Below are 19,969 nucleotides of genomic sequence, written 5' to 3' on the forward strand. Positions count from 1 at the left end.
GCCGTGCTCGCTCCGGCCGTGCTCGCTCCGGCCGTGCTGGCCACCTTCGCCGCGCTTCAGCCCGCCTGCGACGAGGAGCACCTTCCGCTGACCGTGCCCGAGATCCGCCGCCTGCTGGCCGTCCTCATCCCGACCCGGTGCCGCACCACCCGGCAGGTGCTGCACTGGTCACAAGGACGCCGCCGCCAATACCGGCGCAGATCCCAACCACGATGGCGCGACGCCATTGGAGCACGAAGTTATGTCGCATGATCTCCGTGATCCTCGCCTGCAACGACCCCTACCGTGCTGCCGAGTCCTTCAAGCGGGCGGGCTGGGAGCTGGTGTTCGCCACGCCGCCAGACTCCGATGACCGCCTTGCCTGCGTGAGCCTCGGTGATGCCCAAGTCATGCTGGGCGTCGACGACGAACGATTCCTTCCAGCGGCCGCTCGCGACCACCGCGGCGCAGGTGTCGAGGTCTACATTCGGCTCGATGACGGCGTGGAGAAGGTCCACGAGCAGCACCAGGCAGCCGGAGTGGTGACTCAAGAACTACGCCACGCGCCATGGGGTGAGTGGGCGTTCAACGCCATGATCGAGGGCTACCGATTTCTCATCGCCCAGGAGGGCGCATCCGGCCAGCAGTCATGATCTAAAAGTGTCACTGGAGTACTGAGCCGCATCGGCCTCAGTCGGCAGGCAGACCGTGTTCGAAGGCGCCCAGGTCGACGACCCTGCGGTCCTGCAGGGCTGGATGGTGACAGCCGAGTCAGCAGAACTCGATGGCCGGGAAGCAAGCGATTCGTGAGTTCTAAGACATGCCTTGCCAGAGCGCTTGGAAGCCGCGTCGAAGGCTTCGCATGATGGTGCCCAACCAGCTGTGACCTGATCGTTTGTAATGGATGACGCAGAGCACGCTCACCTGAAAGACGCAGGCTGCCAATCATCAAGACGATGTTGCTAACGACCAGGCTCAATCCAGCCAGCCCCCACCACAGGAGGGTCGATAAGAGGCTTCCTCGGCGGTCCTTTCGCATTTCCTGCGAACGAATGCGAGGCAGTACTCAGTTCCGTCGAGCTCTGCAGCGAATGGCGCGGCGGGAAGCGGTCACGCTCTCGACAAAGGGTTGGCTACCGTTCGAGGCGGGTGACAATGCGGGGTCCGGGGCGGCAGCCCCGGCTGGGGTTTGGGGGCTCGGCCCCCAATGAGGGGAGCCTGACTCGCCAGGCGCGAAGCGCCCGCTCCTAGGAAGCCCATGCTTGGAAAGGGGAGAAAAGATGGTGGACGATACTGGGATTGAACCAGTGACCTCTTCCGTGTCAGGGAAGCGCTCTCCCGCTGAGCTAATCGTCCAAAAGTCTCCGAAGAGACTCCGAGCGGAAGACGGGATTCGAACCCGCGACCCTCACCTTGGCAAGGTGATGCTCTACCCCTGAGCCACTTCCGCATGGCGCTTGCACTACTGTAGCGGATCGCGGAAGCCCGTGATCCGGCACCGAGGTGGAGACGGGATTTGAACCCGTGTAGACGGCTTTGCAGGCCGCTGCCTCGCCTCTCGGCCACTCCACCAGGAGTTACAACCACTCCGAGCGGAAGACGGGATTCGAACCCGCGACCCTCACCTTGGCAAGGTGATGCTCTACCCCTGAGCCACTTCCGCGTGTGGCCTGCGGTTGGCTGGCCACGTGAAAACCTTATCGTCTCTGGGGAGTGCGTGTGCGCATCGAGCGCCGCAAGCGCGGAAAGCCGTCCTAAATGTCCGTATTTTAGTCGATCACTCTCACATCTCTGGCCTTCACGAACATCACGCGGTGACCGAGCTGGATCTGGTGGTAGCGGAGCTTCCCCCGGACGAGCACGTGGCGGCGCGGGTCGAAGGAGTTGGCCGCGTAGTACGACCCGGCGAGGGTCTGGCCCAGGCTGTAGCTCTGGCCGGAGCTCAGGGTGTACGGCAGGCGCAGGTGCTTCTGGTAGGACGCCTTGGCGCCGTAGGCCGACTTCTCCGGGTAGGCGCGGCCGAACACCGGGATCGAGTCGCGCAGCGGTGTGACCAGGGCCCCTGAGGCCGGGATGGCGGTGGGCCGGGAGGCGGGATTGTGGAACCAGGCCTTGCGCCCCAGGTACCAGATGGCCGTCCAGTCGCCGCTTCGCTCCGCCACGGCGTAGCGCTGGCCGGTGGAGGCGCGGGCGCTGTGGTCGTAGACGCTGTAGGTGCCGGGGTTGCGCTTGCCGGGATCGCCCACCAGGGGAGCGTCGGCGCGCGGTGCGGTGCGCAGCCACACGGTCGACGAGCCCTGCGCCGGGCAGGCGGGCTTCTTGCGCGAGCAGCCGGTGAAGGTCTGGTGGTTGGTGTCGAAGTCCGGCCGGATGATCACCGAGGTTCCGGTGTGTGCGGTGAAGGGTGCGCGCATTAGGGCGAAGTAGCGTGCCCAGTCCCAGAAGGGCCCGGGGTCCTCGTGCATGCCGCGCAGGGTCTTGGCGTTGGTGCCCGGCACGTTGTCGTGGCCGATGATGTGGGCGCGGTCGAGCGGCACGTCGTACTTGGCCGCCAGCCACCGCACCAGCCGCGCCGAGGAGCGGTACATCGCCTCGGTGTACCAGGTGCCTCCCTTGGCCAGGAAACCCTCGTGCTCGATGCCGATGGCGCGGCTGTTGATGTCCCAGTTGCCCGCGTGCCAGGCGATGTCGGAGGTCGGCACGTGCTGGGCGACATGTCCGTCGTGGGAGCGGATGGAGTAGTGCCAGCTGACGTACTTGGGGTCACGCACCATCGTCGGGATGCCCCGGTAGGAGCCCTCGGTGTCGTGCACCACGATGTAGTCGACCCGCCGTGCCGTACCGCGCACCCGGTCGTGGTTGCCGTAGTCGTGCCGGCCCACCTTGGCATAGGCGGCGGGCATCCACTCGCAGGCGAGGGAGGCGGGGCACTCGGCCTGCCCCGCGGCTTGGCCCGAGCTCTGCCCTGAGGCCAGGCCGGACGCTCGGTCCGAGGTCTGGCCCGACGCTTGGCCCGATGCTTGGCCCGACGCTCGGTCCGAGGTCTGGCCGGACGCTTGGCCCGAGGCCTGACCAGCGGCCTGGCCCGACCCGCGGCCCGAGCCCTGCCCCAAGCCCTGGCCCCCAGCCTGGCCCCCGGCCTGGCCCGCGGTGGCGCGCTGGGGGTCGCGGGCGGGTGGGGGCGGCACCGAGTGCGAGGGCTCCAGCCGTACCCGGTGCCCGTCGTCGGTGACCCGCTCGGCGCCCGAGCGCACGACGGCGAAGACCTCGTCGGCGAACGCGCGCGACCCCCCGTACCGCGCGACCGCGTCGTACCAATCCGTGGGAACGTTCCAGGAACGCGCCCCCCGGTAGGAGGCCAGCACCGCGGCGCCGCCGCGGATGTTGGCCGCCGGGTCGTCGCGCAGGCGCGACACCGCGAGCCCGGTGAGCGCCGCGGCCTCGGCCAGGGTGGCGCCCGCCACCTGGGTGGGCGGGGCGGGCATGGGCCGGGAGGTGTCGCCGCGGCGGTCCTCCTCGTGGCCCTCGGGCGCGGCGCCGATCAGGTGCATGGGCCCGTAGCCGCCCGCCGTGCTGGGCAGTCCGGCGTTGCCGTCCCAGCGTGACTCCAGGTACGACAGCGCCATCAGCACGTTGCTGGGCACGCCGTACTCTCGCGCCGCCGACTCGAAGTCGCCCTGGCGTCCCCCCGGCTGGTGGCCGGGGAGGGCGATGGTGCCGGCGAGGACCAAGGGGACGATCCAAAGGGGCATGGTCACTCCAGTGTGTCGGAAGTGCTACATAGAGTAATCATGCCCTGTTGAAGGTGGTTCACCCGGGTCGGGTGATGCGCATGAGGTCTGCGGGGCCGTCGGCGACTCGAATCGCCGCCAGGCGACGATCCAGGCGCGACTTGGGCCAATTCTTGCCCGATTTCGGGCAGGATGTTGGAGAAAGCGCGCGAGCGTGGGTACGGTCCAGGACGTGCATCCCTACGAGGACCTCATCGCCCACCTCACCAGGACCAGTCCGCTGGGCCCAGGAGAGGCGGCGCGCGTGGTCGCCGATGTGCTGGCGTACTTCTCCGAACCCGCCGAGGAGTTCGTCCGCCGCCGGCACCGTGAGCTGAAGGGCCGCGGCCTGACCAACGATGAGATCTTCCCCAGGATCGCCGCAGAACTGCCGGCGCGCCGCGTGTCGGCCCCGGAGCTGTCGCTCAGGCAGCTGCGCCGGATCGTCTACGGATAGAGGGAGATTTCCAGGAATGTGCGGAATCGTCGCCTACGTGGGACCGAAGGACGCCGCCCCCATCCTGCTGGAGGGCATGCAACGCCTGGAGTACCGGGGCTATGACTCGGCCGGGATCGTGGTCTCCAACAAGGGCCTGAAGGTCCGCAAGGCCAAGGGCCGGGTCGCCGACCTGGCCAAGCTCGTGCCCGCCAGCTTCAAGGGCAAGACCGGCATCGGCCACACCCGCTGGGCCACGCACGGCGTGCCGAGCGACGTGAACGCGCACCCGCATCTCTCGTCCGACGAGCGCATCGCCGTGGTGCACAACGGCATCATCGAGAACGCCACGGAGCTGCGCAACAAGCTCCAGGCCGACGGCGTCGTCTTCGTCTCCGAGACCGACACCGAGGTGCTGGCGCACCTCCTGGCCGCCACCGTCGACGAGACCTCCACCCTGGAGGAGGCGGTACGGCTGGCGCTCAAGCGGGTGGTCGGCACCTACGGCATCGCCGTCATCGACTCCCAGCGCCCCGGCGAGGTCGTGGTCGCCCGCAACGGCAGCCCGATCGTCCTGGGCATCGGCGAGAAGGAGATGTTCGCCGCCTCCGACGTGGCCGCCCTGGTCCGCTACACCCGCCAGGTGGTGCACCTGGAGGACGGCGAGCTGGCCGTGCTGAAGGCCGACGGCTTCCACACCTTCGCCTCCGAGGGCCTGGAGACCGCCAAGGAGCCGCTGACCGTCGACTGGGACGCCGGCCACTACGACACCGGCGGCTACGAGCACTACCTGCTCAAGGAGATCTCCGAGCAGCCCGAGACGGTCGCGCGCACCCTGAGCGGCCGCATCGACGAGCGTTTCCACGTCTCCCACCTGGGCGGGCTCAACATGGACCCGCGCGAGACCCGCTCCTTCCGCCGCGTGAAGATCATCGGCTGCGGCAGCGCCTACTACTCCGGCCAGATCGGCGCCCAGCTCATCGAGGAGCTGGCCCGCATCCCCGCCGACGCCGAACCCGCCTCCGAGTTCCGCTACCGCAATCCCGTCGTCGACCCCGACACGCTCTACGTCGCGATCAGCCAGTCGGGCGAGACCTACGACACCCTGGCCGCCGTGCAGGAGCTCAAGCGCAAGGGCGGCCGGGTCATCGGCATCGTCAACGCGGTCGGCAGCGCCATCGCCCGGGAGGTCGACGGCGGCGTCTACCTGCACGCCGGCCCCGAGGTCTCCGTCGCCAGCACCAAGGCCTTCACCTCGACCGCGGTCGCCTTCGCGCTGATCGCGCTGCACTTCGGCCGGGTGCACGACCTGTCGCCCGCCGACGGCCGCCGCATCTGCGCGGGCCTGCGCAAGCTGCCCGAGCAGATCGAGGAGATCCTCAAGCAGGGCGACAGGTTCAAGGAGCTGGCGGAGAAGTACGCCCACCACCCGTCGATGATGTTCGTGGGCCGGGTGCGCGGCTACCCGGTGGCCCGCGAGGGTGCCCAGAAGCTCAAGGAGATCTCCTACATCCACGCCGAGGCCTACCCGGCCAGCGAGCTCAAGCACGGGCCCCTCGCGCTGATCAACCCCGAGCTGCCGACCGTGGCGATCGTCCCCGACGACGAGCTGCTCGACAAGAATCTCACCACCCTGGGCGAGATCCGCGCCCGCGGCGGCAAGGTGCTCATGGTCGGTCACCGCGAGCCCGAGGCGGACCTGGCCGACGACGTGATCGTGGTGCCCAAGAACGAGATCGAGCTCGACCCGATCCTGCTCACCATCCCGCTGCAGCTCCTGGCCTACCACGCGGCCGTGGCGCTGGAGCGGGACGTGGACAAGCCTCGCAACCTCGCCAAGAGCGTCACAGTGGAGTGAGCAGGCCCCAGTAGAGGGCCCACGGCAGGAACAGCGCTCCACCGGTGAGCAGGACGCCGAGCCGTACCCTCTCCGAGCCCCGTGCCCGCCGCCAGGCGGGCACGGTCAGCACGGCGGCCACGAGCGCCGCCACCGCCAGCAGCTGCAGCCCCAGCCACAGCAGCGGGCGGCCGAACAGCAGCGGGCCCGGCGTGGCCAGCTCGGCCCCGGTGATCACCAGGTACATCAGGTAGGCCTGCGCGCCGAAGGCGGTCAGCGGGGCCAGCAGGGCGAGCACCCGTGCCGCCCTGCTGCCCCGGACGCTCCCGCCCCGCACGCGTCGCGCGAGCGCCCAGAGCGGGTATCCCGCGAGGATCACCGCGAAGAGCGCGAGCGCCGCGAGCTGCGCCGCCGCCGACTCCCACCAGGCCATCGGGGGCACCGGCACGGTCAGCGACGTCTGGCGGGGGAGCGTGCCCACCTGCTCCCCGCCGGGCAGCCGTCCCGACGTGACCTCGCCCACCCAGCGGCCGACGCTCTCGGCGTACCCTGGCGCCAGCTCCGCCGAGCGGGTGACGCCTCCGTCGGGGGTGACGTGCGCCGCGTGCTCGGCCCCGGCGAAGATCCGCAGCGTGTAGTGGTCGTGGGAGAGCGCGCGTGCCATCAGTTCCGGCGTCTCCTGCGGCGGGGTGAGCAGGTCGCCGTCGCCCCAGATGCCCAGCACCGGCTGGCGCACGCGGCCGAGCACGCCCGTCGCGTCGTGGTAGGCCTCGGCGAACATGCCGCCGTCGGCCAGCAGCCGGTAGAAGGAGGGCACGGCGTGGCCGGGCAGCGACCCGGAGACCCCGGCGCGGCGCAGCGAGTCGGCGATCGCCCAGCTCTGCTGGCGCAGCGGCTGCATCGCGTTGCCGCCCACGGTCACCACGAACGCCACCTGCGGCGAGCGCGACGCGGCCAGCGGGGCGACCCAGCCGCCCTCGCTGATGCCGAGAACACCCACCTTGCCGGGGTCGACGCCGGGCCGGGCGCGCAGGGCGCCCACCGCGCCGAGCGCGTCGGTGGCCAGCTCCTGGTAGCTGCGCCTGGTCAGCGAGTAGCCGGCCGATCGTTTGTCGTAGACCAGGACGGACAGGCCCTGCCGGGCGAAGGCCGTCGCCTCGGCCATGAGGGTCGTGCGCTTGTTGCCGCTGCCCGAGCCGTGGATCAGCACGATGCCGGGACGGCCCGGCCTGGCGTCGGCGGGGGAGACGACGGTGCCGTGCAGTGTGATCCCGTGGCCGGGGAAGCTGACCTCCGTCGTGGTCAGGTCCGCCGGTACGGCAGGCGGCGTCGTGCTCATGACGAGCGCTAAGAGGAGAGATTTCAGCATGTCGCCGACGCTACTCTGCCGAGAGTTCTCTGCAAACAATTGTCTGCAGAAATCGTTCGGTGGAAGGAGTAAGGTCATCCCCATGGAGGAGCCGTGGATGCTCGACGACCCGGCCAGGCTGAAAGCCCTGGCCCATCCGATGCGCCAGCAGATGCTGCGCCACCTCGAGGTGCACGGCCCCGCCACCTCGACGACGCTCGGCGACCTGCTCGGCGCCAAGACCGGCACGACCAGCTACCACCTGCGCCAGCTGGAGAAGTACGGGTTCATCGAGGAGATCCCCGAACGCTCGGCGGGCCGTGAGCGCTGGTGGCGCAGGAGCGGACCCGGGGACATCCGCCTGCCCACACCCGACCAGCTCGCCCCGGAAGGCCGCGACGCGCTCATGGCGTTCCACCGCGTGGCGCTGGAGGAGGACCGGCGGCTGCTCGACAGCCTGCCGGCCGCCTACGCCGCCGACCCCGACCGGGTGCTGGCCTCGCGCGGGCTCGCCTGGCTGACCAAGGCCGAGGTGCGCGAGTTCTTCGACGACTACATGCGGCTGCTGCGCGCCTACCAGGAGCGCCGCACGGAGGGGTCCAGGCCGGTCCAGCTGCGCTTCTTCACCGTCCCGGCCGACGACTGATCATCGCCCGAAGGCCTCCTTCTCGCCGCGCTCGAACGAGCGCCGCCACCACCACGACCACAGCAGCTCCAGCGGCTTGCTGTCGATCTTGGCGAGCACCTCGCGCAGCTGCTCGCCGCGCAGGCCGTACAACGCCCACGAGGCCATGAACGGCAGCTCGCGCATGCCGTACGCGGACTGGAACTCCCTGTCGAGCCGCTCCCAGTCGGCCTGCGACAGCAGGCGCTGCACCAGGGCCATCGCCTCGCTCTCCTCGTGCTCCAGATGCCGGTGCAGGCGCTGGGCCAGCGTGCGCAGCCGCCCCAGGAGCGCGTCGCGCGCGTCCTCGTCGGCGTGCTCGCCCAGCCGGCCGAACCCGGCATCGCAGGCCACCAGCAGCGGGTCGATCTCGGCGTGCTCGCTCTCCATCCCGTCGAGGGTGGCCAGCGCGTGCAGGTCGCCCGCGGCGCGCTCGCGCAGTAACGGCCACAGGGCGGTGTCCTCACCGGTGTGGTGCTTGTGCAGGATCTGCTGGAAGCGGTCCCATCGCCGGGCCAGGGCCCGCCAGGTGGCGCGCTCGGTGATCGGGACGCGGGCGACGGCCTCGCAGAAGGCGGTCAGGTCGCGGCGGAAGGCGTGGTGCACCATGTACATGGCGCTCAGGTCGACCGGTCCCGCGGGCGCGGCGGCCTGGCCGGGGAGCATCAGTTGAGTCATGCCGCCAGGGTGCGGCAGCCCACTTGGAAGTGACTCCAATCCTGATTTGTCACTATCTCGGATCGATGTGTAACTCGCCGTGATCTGTGCATAACCTCTGGTAACAGGTAGATCGTCGGGGGAGAGTGTCCATGCGGCGTCGGCAGTTCTTCGCGCTGGGGCTGGGGGTGGCCGCCGGTTCCGTGGGCCTGGCCGCCTGCGGCTCGGGGCCGGGGACGCCGTCGCAGCTGGGGCCTGTCTCGGTGGTGGCCGCCGCCGCGCCGTGGACGCCGATGGCCCAGGCGTACGGCAGGGCCCTGGAGCAGCGGGGCTTCCCCCTCGCGGTACGCGACACCACCGGGCCGATCACCACGATCACCGTCACCGGCCTGCCCGCCCTGGCCGCCGCGGAGCTCAACCACGGCCGCCCGATCCTGGAGGTGGCCACCCCGCTGGCGCGCCTGGCCGGCGAGCCCGTCGTCGTGGTGGTGCCGGCCGGCTCGCCGTTCAGCCACTTCGACGCCTTCGCCGCGCAACTGGTCGCCGACCCCGCCCGCACCTTCCTGGCCGGAGGCCCCACGGGGGAGACCGACCACGTGCTGTTCGGCCTGATCGCGCGCGGTCTGGGAGCCGACTCGCGCCTGGTCGACTACTCCGGCTACGCCGCCAGCGCAGACTCCTCCCCGGCCCTGCTCAACGGCGCCGCGGCCGCCGCCGCGGGAACCCTCGACGCCTGGCGGACGCACCTCGACCAGGGCCGCGTCCGGGTGCTCGCCGTCTCGACCGACGAACGGGTCCCCGAGGTCGACGCGCCGACGCTCAAGGAGTGCGGCGTCCGGGTCGACTTCGCCGAGTGGTGCGCCGCCTTCGGCCCGAAGGACATGGCCGACCCCGCCCGGCAGGCCGCGATGGCGGCCTGCGACGAGGCCGCCTACTCCGACCAGTGGCTCGACGCCTGCCGCAGCCGGGGCTGGACGCCGATGCCGCTCAGCGGCGACGACTTCCGCGTCTGGCTGACCTCGGAGGTCGACCGTATCAGGGACGTGCTCATCGATCTCGGACTGCTCGACACGCCCGCCACAACATACCGGGGGTAGTTGCGGTCTCCGCCACTAGATGTAGGATCCTGCCCGTTGCTGGTTCGCCGCCCACACCAGGGTGGCGGAGCAAAAGGGAACCCCGTGGAAATCGGGGACTGCCCCGCAGCGGTGAGTGGGAACGACCGCCGTCATCGAGCACTGGGCGCATCACGCGCCTGGGAAGCGACGGCCAGTAGGAAGCATTGCCGAGCCCACGAGTCCGAAGACCTGCCAGCGACGTGTCCATCCATGGGCCTCGAGGGCGGCTCCAGGGAGCTCCGTGCTCGCCTGCCTGCCCTCATACGGGGAAGAGCTCGCGAGGAGAGAGCGTGACACAGATCGTTTCCGCCGACCGCAGGCTGGCCATCGAGGAGGCCGCGGCACGGGTGATCGCCGATCCGGCCAACTCCCGGGTCGCCGCCGGCCTGCTGGCCGAGGAGATCGCCGACGAGGCGGCCACGCACGGGGTGCGGTCGTTCTCCGACTCGATCGCCGCCACCCACGCGGAAGGACTCGTCCAGGACTCCCTGGCCGCCTTCGTCGCCGCCCACGCCGAGGAGCTGAACGCCCTCGTCGACGACGACGCCGACGAGCGCTTCGAGTACTTCGGCCTGCGCACCGTCTACGACCGCTACCTGCTGCGCCACCCCGCCACCCGCGCGGTGCTGGAGCGCCCACAGCACTTCTTCCTGCGGGTGGCCTGCGGCCTGTCCGACAGCGTCGAGGAGGCCGCCGAGCTCTACCGGCTCATGTCCGGCCTGGCCTACCTGCCGTCCTCGCCCACGCTGTTCAACTCCGGTGCCAGGCGGCCGCAGTTGTCGTCGTGCTTCCTGCTCGACTCGCCGCGCGACGAGCTCGAGGGCATCTACGACCGCTACGCCCAGGTCGCGCGGTTGTCGAAGTACGCCGGAGGCATCGGCATCGCGTGGACCAGGGTGCGCTCGCGCGGCTCGCTCATCCGCGGAACCAACGGCCACTCCAACGGCATCGTGCCCTGGCTGCGCACCCTCGACTCCAGCGTCGCCGCCGTCAACCAGGGCGGGCGCCGCAAGGGGGCCGCCTGCGTCTACCTCGAGACCTGGCACGCCGACATCGAGGAGTTCCTGGAGCTGCGTGACAACACCGGCGAGGAGGCCCGCCGCACGCACAACCTCAACCTGGCCAACTGGATCCCCGACGAGTTCATGCGCAGGGTCGAGGCCGACGCCGACTGGTCGCTGTTCGACCCCAAGGCCGTCCCGCACCTGACCGACCTGTACGGCGACGCCTTCGACCAGGCCTACCGCCGGGCCGAGGCCGAAGGCCTGGCCACCAGGACCATCCCGGCCCGCACCCTCTACGGCCGGATGATGCGCACCCTGGCCCAGACCGGCAACGGCTGGATGACGTTCAAGGACGCCGCCAACCGCACCTCCAACCAGACCGCGCGGCCCGAGAACGTCATCCACCTGTCGAACCTGTGCACCGAGATCCTCGAGGTCACCAGCGACGCCGAGACCGCCGTCTGCAACCTCGGCTCGATCAACCTGGCCGCGCACGTGGCCGGAGGCGGCGTCGACTTCGCCCGGCTGCGCGCGACCGTCCGCACCGCCGTACGGTTCCTCGACAAGACCATCGACCTCGGCTTCTACCCGACGCCCGAGGCCGAGCGCGCCAACAGGAAGTGGCGGCCGATCGGGCTGGGCGTGATGGGCCTGGCCGACGTCTTCTTCGCCCTGCGCCTGCCCTTCGACTCCCCGCAGGCCCAGGAGCTGTCGACGCGGATCGCCGAGGAGATCGCGCTGGCCGCCTACGACACCTCCGCCGACCTCGCGGTCGAGCGCGGGCCGCACCCTTCGTACGGCGACACGCGGGCCTTCCAGGGCGTGCTGCATCCCGACCACTACGGCGCGGCGACGAGCGTCGCGTGGGCCGCGCTGCGCTCCAAGATCGCCAAGACGGGCCTGCGCAACTCCCTGATGATCGCGATCGCGCCCACCGCGACGATCGCCTCCATCGCCGGATGCTACGAGTGCATCGAGCCGCAGGTCTCCAACGTCTTCAAGCGCGAGACCCTGTCGGGTGAGTTCCTCCAGGTCAACCGCTACCTCGTGCGCGACCTCCAGGAGCGCGGCCTGTGGACCCAGGAGATGCGCGACGCGATCAAGCGCGCCGACGGGTCCGTGCAGGACATCCCCGGCGTCCCCGCCGACCTGCGCCTGCTCTACCGCACCGCCTGGGAGCTTCCCCAGAAGGCGCTGATCGACCTGGCGGCGGCGCGCATGCCGTACATCGACCAGTCGCAGTCGCTCAACCTCTTCATGGCCAGCCCCACCATCGGCAAGCTCTCGTCGATGTACGCCTACGCCTGGAAGAGCGGCCTGAAGACCACCTACTACCTGCGCTCGCGCCCCGCGACGCGCATCGCCCAGACGACGGTCACCGCCCAGGAGGCCGTGGCCTGCTCCCTTGAGAACCCCGAGTACTGCGAGGCGTGCCAGTGATGTTGCTCGACCCCGGAATGGACCTGACCCTGCGCCCGATGCGCTACCCGGACTTCTACGAGCGCTACCGGGCCGCCATCCGCAACACCTGGACGGTCGAGGAGGTCGACCTCCACACCGACCTGGCCGACCTGCCCAGGATGACCGCCCAGGAGCGTCACCTGATCAACCGGCTGGTGGCCTTCTTCGCCACCGGCGACTCGATCGTCGCCAACAACCTGGTGCTCAACCTCTACCAGCACGTCAACGCCCCCGAGGCGCGCCTGTACCTCAGCAGGCAGCTGTTCGAAGAGGCCGTGCACGTGCAGTTCTACCTGACGCTGCTCGACACCTACCTGCCCGACCTGGACGAGCGGATCAAGGCCTTCGCCGCCATCGAGAACATCCCCTCGATCCGCGACAAGGCGGACTTCTGCTTCAAGTGGATCGACTCCCTGGGCGACCTGCGCGAGCTGCGTTCCCGCGAGGACCGCAGGGCCTTCCTGCTCAACCTGATCTGCTTCGCCGCCTGCATCGAGGGCCTGTTCTTCTACGGCGCCTTCGCCTACGTCTACTGGTTCCGCTCCCGCGGCCTGCTCCAGGGCCTGGCCACCGGGACGAACTGGGTCTTCCGCGACGAGTCCATGCACATGGAGTTCGCCTTCAGCGTCGTCGACACCGTGCGCGCGGAGGAGCCCGGCCTGTTCGACGCCGACCTGGACAAGCAGGTCGTCGAGATGCTGGAGGAGGCGGTCGCCGCCGAACTCGCCTTCGCCCGCGACCTGTGCGGCGACGGCATGCCCGGCATGAGCGCCGAGCAGATGCGCCAGTACCTGGAGTACGTCGCCGACCAGCGCCTGGCCCGCCTCGGTTTCGGCCGCAGGTACGGCACCGCCAACCCGTTCGCGTTCATGGAGTTGCAGGACGTCCAGGAACTCGCGAACTTCTTCGAACGGCGTGTCTCCGCCTACCAGGTGGCCGTCGAGGGCAATGTGACCTTTGACGAGGCTTTCTGATGTGATTGGACTATGAGTTTGTCCCAGAATCTGCTCAACCTGGCCGGCGGCGTTCTCGGAGCCGTCATCGTGGTCGAGCTGATCCGGAGACTGCTCATCCGCGCCACCACCAAGTGGTCGGCGGCCGAGCCGTTCCTGCGCCGTTGCGTCTGGCCGGGCTTCGCGGTCGCCGTCCTGGTGGCCTTCAACATCGGCTTCCTGCCCAACATGTTCGGCACCGACGCGGAGGGCAAGGAGGCCGCCGCCCAGGTCGACCACGTGCTGGGCCTGCTCACCATCGTCGCCGCGACCTGGCTGGTCATCCAGGCCACCTACGCCGTCACCGACGTGGTGCTCAACCAGCTGGAACGCATCGACGGCGAGAAGGACCGCCGCGCCCGCCGCATCAGGACCCAGATCACCCTCGTGCGGCGGGTGGCGGCCGCCGTGATCGTGGTCATCGCCCTGGGCGCGATCCTGTTCAGCTTCCCCCAGGTGCGCGCGCTCGGCACCGGGCTGCTCGCCTCGGCCGGCATCGCGGGCGCCATCGTCGGCATCGCCGCCCAGTCGACGATCGGCAACATGCTCGCCGGGCTGCAACTGGCCTTCAGCGACGCGCTGCGCCTCGACGACGTGGTCGTGGTCAACAACGAGTGGGGCCGCATCGAGGAGCTCACCCTCACCTACGTCGTGGTCCGCTCGTGGGACGAGCGGCGGCTGGTCTTCCCGGTGTCGTACTTCACCCAGAACCCGTTCGAGAACTGGACCAGGCACGGCAGCCGCGTCATCGGCCACGTCTACCTGCGGGTCGACTGGTCGGTGCCGGTGCCCGAGCTGCGGGAGGAGCTGCACGCCTTCGTCAAGGAGCACCCGCTCTGGGACCAGAAGGACTGGACCCTGCAGATCACCGACATCCTGCCCAACGGCCTGGTCGAGCTGCGGGCCCTGATGAGCGCGGCCGACTCGGCCTCGGTGTGGGACCTGAAGTGCGACGCGCGCGAGCACCTGGTGGAGTTCATCCGCACCCGCTACCCGCACACGCTGCCCAGCTTCCGGATCGAGCTAGGCCCCCGGGCGCAGAATGCGGGTGGCGCCCGCGATGAGGGCGGTGGCCAGGACCCAGCCTGAGACGATCAGCGTCCACGCCACCCACACCGTCCACCCCACCGGTTCCCACGCGCCGCGCGCCTCGAAGACGCTCACCGGCACGAGCAGGTCCAGCGTGTAGACGAACGGGTAGAAGGTGCGCATCTCGTCGGGGTCGACCTTGGTGGGCCGCCAGGTGGAGAAGACCAGGGTGCCGGCCGTGAGCAGCAGCGCCGCCCACAGGCCCGCCAGCCAGCTGCGGTAGCCGTACCCGACCGTGACGTCGAGGAGGGCTCCCGCCATGCGGGCGCGGGGCCGGCGGGTGCCGGTCTGCCTGCGGCGTTTGGCCAGCAGCACCCGGCGCGCGTCGCTCTCGTGGCCGATGCGCCGGTACCAGGCGGCCAGCTGCTCGTACGGGTGCGGCCGGTAGCCGCGTGTGTCGCGGGCCAGCCAGGCGATGCGCTCGTCGACGCGCCAGGTGCCGCGCATCGACTCGTACGTCAGGCCGTCGAGCATCACCCGGGAGGGGTAGGAGCCCGGTCGGTCGGACAGCACGCCGATGCGGGAGTAGCGCAGGTTGACCTCGCCCTCGATGTGGCGGGGGAGCAGGACCAGCTCGTCGATCTGCATGTGGGTGACGTGCAGGCTGCGCTCCTCGGCGATGAGCGTCGCGTCGGAGATGAAGAGCGTGCCGGTGATCGTGCCGCTGCGCATGCGCACGGTGCCGCGGGCGGTGAAGCCGTCGTCGAGCTCGACCGCTCCGGCCGTGCAGTAGTCGAGGTTGATCGCGACGGGGCCCAGGGCGGTGATCTGCGAGCCGCGCAGGTACAGGCCGCCGGGGAAGGCGCCGCCGATCATGCGGATGCCGCCGGTGGCGGTCAGCTCGCGCAGGAACACCGCGCCGGTGACGGCGACGCCGCCCGCCCAGATCGCCCACTCGTGCTGGGAGCGTCCGACCAGGGGTGATTCCGGCTCGCGCACGTCGTAGTGGCCGCCTTCGGTGGAGGAGGCGGGCGGCGGCGGTGCTCCGACGGTGGCGTGGCTGATGCGCAGCTGGCCCTCGATGCGCGCGTTGTCGATGCGCACCCCGTGGGCGATCGTCGAGCCGTTGAGGTCGAGCACTCCGCTGACCTGCGCCCTGCTGGCGATCACGCGGTCGAGCTCGCAACCGCGCAGCCGTACGCTCCTGGTGGTGGCGTCGGTCAGGTCGACGGCTCCGGCGTGGCAGTTGAGCAGGTGGAGCGTCGTCTCCAGCGTCGACTCCGACAGGTTGAGGTCGCCGACGACGCGCGCGCCGGCCAGCCGCAGGGCGGGCACCCGGCCCGGCTGGCGCTCGGCGGCGCCCATGAGCAGCTCGGTGATGACCTCCGCGCGGATCTGGCGCTCGCGGCCCCAGGTGTGCGCCTGCGCCGGGTCGTCGTGTTCGCGGTCGCCGGTGCGCAGATCGACCCAGTCGCCCGAGGGGAAGGCGGACCATAACGTTCGCTCGGCCGCGGTCAGACGTCTCGATCTTCGCACCCCAGCAGACTACCCGGCCGCATGGTTACCTCTAGGAAACCATAGAGCGTATGGTCGTTCGACATGCGAACCTCGTGATCACTGGTTGACGCCGCCTCCATCAGCGCCTACGTTCGCGGCAACGCAGAGCATGTGATTCACGATTCGTTCTCCGAACAAATTTGGACGACAATGCTGACGGTTCGAGACGTGACCTTCGACGTGTTGCGGCGCCACGGCATGACCACCCTGTTCGCCAACCCGGGTTCCACCGAGGTGCCCCTGCTGTGCGGGCTGCCCGACGACCTCTCGTTCGTCCTGGCCCTGCACGAGGGGTCGGTGGTGGGCATGGCGACCGGCGTGGCGATCGCCACCCGGCGCCCGGCCCTGGCCCTCCTGCACACCACGGCCGGGCTCGGCAACGCCGTGGGGGCGATCGCCACGGCCCGGGTCAACCGCGCCCCGCTGGTGGTGATCGTCGGGCAGCAGGACCGGCGGCACCTGGCCCTGGAGCCCTTCCTTACCGGACGGCTCGCGGGGCTGGCTGGCGACTACCCGGTCTGGTTCGACCAGCCGCCGCGCGCCCAGGACGTGCCGGGCGCCATCGCGCGCGCCTGGCACGAGGCGCAGACCTGGCGCGGGCCCGCCCTCGTCGTCGTGCCCATGGACGACTGGCCGGCCGAGATGGACCCGCACGAGGTGATCGCCGCGCCCCGGCAGCTGATCCGCGCCGGACGGCCCCCCGAACTGCGCGACACGCTCGGCACCTCGGCCGCGCCCGACATGCGCGACGTGCTCGCCATCGACCTGCACTCCTCCGCCGACGTCGTGCCCGAGCTGGCCGCCCTGGTCGCCGAGGCGCGCACGCCCGTCATCGTCGCCGGGTCGGGCGCCGACTCCTCGCGCACGTGGGCGGCGCTCGTGGCGCTGGCCGAGCACCTGGGGTGCCCGGTGTGGCAGGAGTCGTTCGGCGCGCGGGCCGGATTCCCGCAGGACCACGCCCTCCACGCGGGGGTGCTGCCCGCCGGGCGGGCCCAGCAGCGGGCGGCGCTCGGCGGGCACGACCTGGTGCTGGTGGTGGGCGCCGCGGCGCTGCGGCACTACCCGTACCAGCCGGGGCCGCTGGTGGAGGAGGGCACACGGATCGCCGTGGTGACCGACGACCCGGCCGAGGCCCACCGCAGCCCGGCCGACCTGGCGGTGCTCGGCCCGCCCGCCACGGTCTGCGAGGGACTGCTGGCCGAGCTCGGCGTCCCGGCCGAGGCCGGAAGGACGTGGAGGACGGGCGAGCGGGATCCCGGCGTGACGGGGCCGGGTCCGGGCGAGCCGATGTCGGCGCGTCACGTGCTGGCCGCGCTTGCCGTACGGCTCGCGCCCGACACCGTCGTCGTCGAGGAGACCCCCTCATCGCGGCCCGACCTGCACCGGATCCTGCCCGCCCGCCGCCCCCTCGGCTTCGTCTCGGCGGCGATGGGCGGCCTGGGGTTCGCCCTGCCCGCCGCGGTCGGCCTGCGCATGGCCGCGCCCGAGCGCCCGATGGTCGCCGTGGTCGGGGACGGCTCGGCGATCTACGGTGTCCAGGCCTTGTGGAGCGCCGTGCGCTACCAGGTCGGCGCCCTCTTCGTGGTCCTGGCCAACGGCCGCTACGCCGTCATGGACCGCCTGGCCGACATGCACGAGGGCGGCAAGGCGCCGTGGCCGTCGTTCGAGGAGGTCAGCCTGAGCGGCCTGGCCCGCTCGTTCGGCTGCCCGGCGATCCGTGTCGAGGACCACGACCACCTGCTGGCCGTGCTGGACGAGGTCGTGCCCACCCTGCCCACCCGCACCGAGCCGCTGCTGCTGGACGTGGCGGTCGTGCCCGACACGGTGTTCCGCCCATGAGGACTCTGGCGCCGCATGCGGCGGAAAGGCTACTGTACGGATCCAAATGAAAGGCTTCCTGTATCCGCGGACGGCGACGGGACTCGCCTCGCTCGTCCCCGCGCCGCCCTGGCATTACTCCGGCGATCTGATCACGGTGGAGTACCGCACCGATCCGGCCCGCGTGGCCGAGCTGCTGCCCGCCCCGCTCCTGCCGGCGGCCGACGATCCCGGCGCGGTCGCGCTCATCTGGGCCGACTGGCAGTCGTGCGGAGACACGGGCGAGGAGCTCCTGGACCCCGTGCGCGCGCAGTACAAGGAGTGCTTCGCCGTGGTGCGCTGCTCCTTCGAGGGCCGCACCTACTCCCGGTGCGTCTACATCTGGGTCGACAAGGACTTCGCCCTGGCCAGGGGCCTGCACCAGGGCTATCCGAAGAAGCTCGGCTCCATCCACCAGACCAGGCCTCACCCCTTCGGCCCGGCCCCGCGCATCGAGCCGGGCGCCAGGTTCGGCGCCACCCTGGCCGCCGCCGACCGCCGCCTGGCCGAGGCGGTGATCACCCTGACCGGTCCGTCGGAGTCGAACGGCTTCGTCAACGCCCATCCCATGGCACACCACCGCTGGATGCCGAGCATCGAACCCGGCGGTCAGGCGCCTCTCGACGAGCTGGTCGAGTCGGGGGCCGCCGCCTTCGAGGCGGGCACGCCGTGGGCGGCCGAGGCCACGCTGGCGCTGTTTGAGTCGCCGACCGAGGAACTGGCCCGCCTGGAGGCGCACGAGATCATCGGCGCCTACTACCGCCAGGTCGGGGTGACGTGGAACGGCGGGAGGGTGCTGTCATAGCTGGATCCAGGTGGTCTTCAGCTCGGTGTACTTCTCCAGGGCGTGCACGCTCTTGTCGCGGCCGTTGCCCGACTGCTTGTAGCCGCCGAAGGGGACGTTGAGGCCGCCCTCCTCGTAGCAGTTGACCCAGACCGTGCCGGCGCGCAGCGAACGGCTCACGGTGATCGCGGTACCCAGATCGGCGGTCCACAGGCCCGCCGCCAGGCCGTACGGGCTGTCGTTGGCCATCAGGACGGCCTCCTGGACGGAGGTGAAGGTGAGCACGCAGAGCACGGGACCGAAGATCTCCTCGCGGGCGACGGCCATACCCGGCCTCACCCGGTCGAAGACGGTCGGCTCGTGGAAGAGCCCGTCGTGACCGCCGCCGGACCGCAGCCTGGCGCCCTCGCGCCGCCCCGCGTCGACGTAGCCGCGCACCCGCTCCAGGTGGGCGCGGCCGGCCAGGGGGCCCATCTCGGTGGCCGGGTCGAGGGGGTCGCCGAGCCGCAGGGCCCGCGCCTTCTCCACGACGGCGTCGACGACCTGGTCGGCCACATCGGCGTGGACCAGCAGGCGCGAGGGCGCGGTGCACATCTCGCCGGCGTTGAAGAAGACCCCCCACGCGGCCGTCGCGGCGGCCCGCTCCAGGTCGGGCGCGTCGGGGCAGATGATGTTCGGCGACTTGCCGCCCAGTTCCAGCCAGACGCGCTTGAGGTTGGAGTCGGCGCTGTAGCGCAGGAAATGGCGCCCGGTCTCGGTGCTGCCGGTGAAGGCCAGCACGTCGACGCCGGGATGCAGGCCGAGGGCGCGGCCGGCGGCGGGTCCGTCACCGGTGACGACGTTCAGCACGCCGTCGGGCAGCCCGGCCTCGCGGGCCAGGGCGGCCAGGCGCAGCGCCGACAGCGGGGAGCGCTCCGACGGCTTGAGCACCACGGTGCAGCCCGCCGCCAGGGCGGGGGCGATCTTCCATCCGGCCAGGGTCAGCGGGAAGTTCCACGGCACGACCGCCGCGACCACGCCGGAGGGCTCGCGCGTGACCATCGCCAGGGCGTCGGGGCCGGTGTGCGGGAGCTCGTCGGCGCCCTTGCCGGCCAGCTCTCCGTAGAAACGCAGCGTCGAGATCAGGGCGCGCAGCTCGATGGAGTGCGCGTCGGTGATCGGCTTGCCCATCTCCAGCGAGACGAGCAGGGCCAGCTCGTCGCGGTGGCGCTCGGCCTGATCGGCCAGGGCCAGCAGGGCCCGGCCGCGCTCGGCCGGTGCCATGCGCGGCCACGGACCGTGGTCGAAGGCCCGCCGCGCGGCGGCGACGGCGGCGTCGACCTCGGCCTGGCCGCCGTCGGGCACGTGCGCGACGACCGTGCCGTCGCGCGGGGAGACGACGGGGAAGGCGGGACCGGCTCCGGAGCGGGGCAGGTCGAGCGTCGCGGCCAGATCCAGCCAGCCGGGCACGTCCATCATGGGGCCTCCGGTGGGACT

At 70.9% G+C, this 19,969-nt stretch carries 15 protein-coding genes, 4 tRNA genes, 1 pseudogene and 1 riboswitch; of the genes and pseudogenes, 11 read left to right on the forward strand and 9 right to left on the reverse strand.

Translation table 11 applies throughout. The features are described 5' to 3' along the window. Both HNR30_RS31510 and HNR30_RS31515 read left to right on the forward strand, forming a co-directional pair. Positions 1-252 (forward strand): annotated as a pseudogene (locus HNR30_RS31510) (hypothetical protein); the annotation flags it as partial. Continuing rightward, a complete protein-coding gene (locus tag HNR30_RS31515) occupies positions 249-632 on the forward strand; it encodes a hypothetical protein (protein WP_181613678.1) in 384 nt (127 codons plus the stop codon). The pseudogene HNR30_RS31510 and the gene HNR30_RS31515, both read left to right, overlap by 4 nt. Before the next feature lie 628 nt (positions 633-1,260). Here the strand turns inward: HNR30_RS31515 and HNR30_RS31520 are convergent. The 5 genes from HNR30_RS31520 to HNR30_RS49555 all read right to left on the reverse strand — a co-directional run bounded on the left by HNR30_RS31520 (position 1,261) and on the right by HNR30_RS49555 (position 3,731). Next, positions 1,261-1,335: transfer RNA gene (locus HNR30_RS31520), tRNA-Val, on the reverse strand. A gap of 22 nt (positions 1,336-1,357) precedes the next feature. After that, positions 1,358-1,429: transfer RNA gene (locus HNR30_RS31525), tRNA-Gly, on the reverse strand. A gap of 51 nt (positions 1,430-1,480) precedes the next feature. Next, positions 1,481-1,551: transfer RNA gene (locus tag HNR30_RS31530), tRNA-Cys, on the reverse strand. Between the two features lie 19 nt (positions 1,552-1,570). Beyond that, positions 1,571-1,642: transfer RNA gene (locus HNR30_RS31535), tRNA-Gly, on the reverse strand. A 106-nt stretch (positions 1,643-1,748) separates the two neighbouring features. After that, positions 1,749-3,731, reverse strand: a complete 1,983-nt coding sequence (locus tag HNR30_RS49555) for an N-acetylmuramoyl-L-alanine amidase (RefSeq protein ID WP_281389850.1) — start codon at positions 3,729-3,731, stop codon at positions 1,749-1,751. 211 nt (positions 3,732-3,942) lie between these two features. On the opposite strand from HNR30_RS49555, the gene HNR30_RS31545 reads away from it, so the two are divergent. Together HNR30_RS31545 and glmS are read left to right on the forward strand one after the other, a co-directional pair. Then, positions 3,943-4,206, forward strand: a complete 264-nt coding sequence (locus HNR30_RS31545; protein ID WP_181613679.1) for a hypothetical protein — start codon at positions 3,943-3,945, stop codon at positions 4,204-4,206. Between the two features lie 16 nt (positions 4,207-4,222). Then, complete coding sequence (gene glmS / locus HNR30_RS31550; RefSeq protein WP_181613680.1) at positions 4,223-6,043, forward strand: glutamine--fructose-6-phosphate transaminase (isomerizing); 1,821 nt, start codon at positions 4,223-4,225, stop codon at positions 6,041-6,043. Here glmS and HNR30_RS31555 read toward each other — a convergent pair. After that, the gene (locus HNR30_RS31555) at positions 6,030-7,391 is read right to left on the reverse strand and encodes an alpha/beta hydrolase (RefSeq protein WP_220134171.1); all 1,362 of its coding nucleotides are present in this window, start codon (positions 7,389-7,391) and stop codon (positions 6,030-6,032) included. The genes glmS and HNR30_RS31555 overlap by 14 nt on opposite strands. An 82-nt stretch (positions 7,392-7,473) precedes the next feature. Here HNR30_RS31555 and HNR30_RS31560 point away from each other — a divergent pair, with 82 nt between their 5' ends. Continuing rightward, the gene (locus HNR30_RS31560; protein WP_181613681.1) at positions 7,474-8,016 is read left to right on the forward strand and encodes an ArsR/SmtB family transcription factor; all 543 of its coding nucleotides are present in this window, start codon (positions 7,474-7,476) and stop codon (positions 8,014-8,016) included. Here HNR30_RS31560 and HNR30_RS31565 read toward each other — a convergent pair whose 3' ends face one another. Beyond that, entirely contained in the window at positions 8,017-8,712 is a 696-nt protein-coding gene (locus HNR30_RS31565) for a hemerythrin domain-containing protein (RefSeq protein WP_181613682.1), read from the reverse strand. It abuts the gene before it with no gap. Between the two features lie 131 nt (positions 8,713-8,843). Here HNR30_RS31565 and HNR30_RS31570 point away from each other — a divergent pair, with 131 nt between their 5' ends. The 4 genes from HNR30_RS31570 (at position 8,844) to HNR30_RS31585 (ending at position 14,355) form a co-directional block, all read left to right on the forward strand. Continuing rightward, on the forward strand, positions 8,844-9,788 hold the full coding sequence (locus tag HNR30_RS31570; protein ID WP_181613683.1) for a tripartite tricarboxylate transporter substrate-binding protein: 945 nt from the start codon (positions 8,844-8,846) through the stop codon (positions 9,786-9,788). 23 nt (positions 9,789-9,811) lie between these two features. Beyond that, a riboswitch (cobalamin riboswitch) is annotated at positions 9,812-10,020 on the forward strand. A 79-nt stretch (positions 10,021-10,099) separates the two neighbouring features. Beyond that, the gene (locus HNR30_RS31575; protein ID WP_312894770.1) at positions 10,100-12,253 is read left to right on the forward strand and encodes a ribonucleoside-diphosphate reductase subunit alpha; all 2,154 of its coding nucleotides are present in this window, start codon (positions 10,100-10,102) and stop codon (positions 12,251-12,253) included. Continuing rightward, complete coding sequence (locus HNR30_RS31580; RefSeq protein ID WP_181613954.1) at positions 12,253-13,248, forward strand: ribonucleotide-diphosphate reductase subunit beta; 996 nt, start codon at positions 12,253-12,255, stop codon at positions 13,246-13,248. Before HNR30_RS31575 ends, HNR30_RS31580 begins: the two co-directional genes overlap by 1 nt. A gap of 12 nt (positions 13,249-13,260) precedes the next feature. Beyond that, a complete protein-coding gene (locus HNR30_RS31585) occupies positions 13,261-14,355 on the forward strand; it encodes a mechanosensitive ion channel family protein (protein ID WP_246379607.1) in 1,095 nt (364 codons plus the stop codon). Here the strand turns inward: HNR30_RS31585 and HNR30_RS31590 are convergent. Further along, the gene (locus HNR30_RS31590; protein WP_181613685.1) at positions 14,290-15,831 is read right to left on the reverse strand and encodes an oxidoreductase; all 1,542 of its coding nucleotides are present in this window, start codon (positions 15,829-15,831) and stop codon (positions 14,290-14,292) included. The genes HNR30_RS31585 and HNR30_RS31590 overlap by 66 nt on opposite strands. A gap of 171 nt (positions 15,832-16,002) precedes the next feature. On the opposite strand from HNR30_RS31590, the gene HNR30_RS31595 reads away from it, so the two are divergent. Together HNR30_RS31595 and HNR30_RS31600 are read left to right on the forward strand one after the other, a co-directional pair. Then, a complete protein-coding gene (locus HNR30_RS31595; protein WP_181613686.1) occupies positions 16,003-17,691 on the forward strand; it encodes a thiamine pyrophosphate-dependent enzyme in 1,689 nt (562 codons plus the stop codon). Between the two features lie 46 nt (positions 17,692-17,737). Further along, a complete protein-coding gene (locus HNR30_RS31600; RefSeq protein ID WP_181613687.1) occupies positions 17,738-18,514 on the forward strand; it encodes an acetoacetate decarboxylase family protein in 777 nt (258 codons plus the stop codon). Here HNR30_RS31600 and HNR30_RS31605 read toward each other — a convergent pair. Continuing rightward, positions 18,509-19,951 carry an aldehyde dehydrogenase family protein gene (locus HNR30_RS31605; protein ID WP_181613688.1) on the reverse strand — a complete coding sequence of 481 codons (1,443 nt, stop codon included), beginning with the start codon at positions 19,949-19,951 and terminating at the stop codon, positions 18,509-18,511. The genes HNR30_RS31600 and HNR30_RS31605 overlap by 6 nt on opposite strands. Positions 19,952-19,969 lie beyond the last annotated feature (18 nt).

The sequence above is a fragment of the Nonomuraea soli genome (genome assembly GCF_013761175.1).
Taxonomy (GTDB): Bacteria; Actinomycetota; Actinomycetes; order Streptosporangiales; family Streptosporangiaceae; genus Nonomuraea; species Nonomuraea soli.

Bases quoted from the DNA above. Each gene is read 5' to 3' on its own strand.
- HNR30_RS31515 (WP_181613678.1), top strand. From the start codon at position 249: ATGATCTCCGTGATCCTCGCCTGCAACGACCCCTACCGTGCTGCCGAG.
- HNR30_RS49555 (WP_281389850.1), bottom strand. From the start codon at position 3,731: ATGCCCCTTTGGATCGTCCCCTTGGTCCTCGCCGGCACCATCGCCCTC.
- glmS (WP_181613680.1), top strand. From the start codon at position 4,223: ATGTGCGGAATCGTCGCCTACGTGGGACCGAAGGACGCCGCCCCCATC.
- HNR30_RS31555 (WP_220134171.1), bottom strand. From the start codon at position 7,391: ATGCTGAAATCTCTCCTCTTAGCGCTCGTCATGAGCACGACGCCGCCT.
- HNR30_RS31560 (WP_181613681.1), top strand. From the start codon at position 7,474: ATGGAGGAGCCGTGGATGCTCGACGACCCGGCCAGGCTGAAAGCCCTG.
- HNR30_RS31565 (WP_181613682.1), bottom strand. From the start codon at position 8,712: ATGACTCAACTGATGCTCCCCGGCCAGGCCGCCGCGCCCGCGGGACCG.
- HNR30_RS31570 (WP_181613683.1), top strand. From the start codon at position 8,844: ATGCGGCGTCGGCAGTTCTTCGCGCTGGGGCTGGGGGTGGCCGCCGGT.
- HNR30_RS31580 (WP_181613954.1), top strand. From the start codon at position 12,253: ATGTTGCTCGACCCCGGAATGGACCTGACCCTGCGCCCGATGCGCTAC.
- HNR30_RS31585 (WP_246379607.1), top strand. From the start codon at position 13,261: ATGAGTTTGTCCCAGAATCTGCTCAACCTGGCCGGCGGCGTTCTCGGA.
- HNR30_RS31595 (WP_181613686.1), top strand. From the start codon at position 16,003: ATGCTGACGGTTCGAGACGTGACCTTCGACGTGTTGCGGCGCCACGGC.
- HNR30_RS31600 (WP_181613687.1), top strand. From the start codon at position 17,738: ATGAAAGGCTTCCTGTATCCGCGGACGGCGACGGGACTCGCCTCGCTC.
- HNR30_RS31605 (WP_181613688.1), bottom strand. From the start codon at position 19,951: ATGATGGACGTGCCCGGCTGGCTGGATCTGGCCGCGACGCTCGACCTG.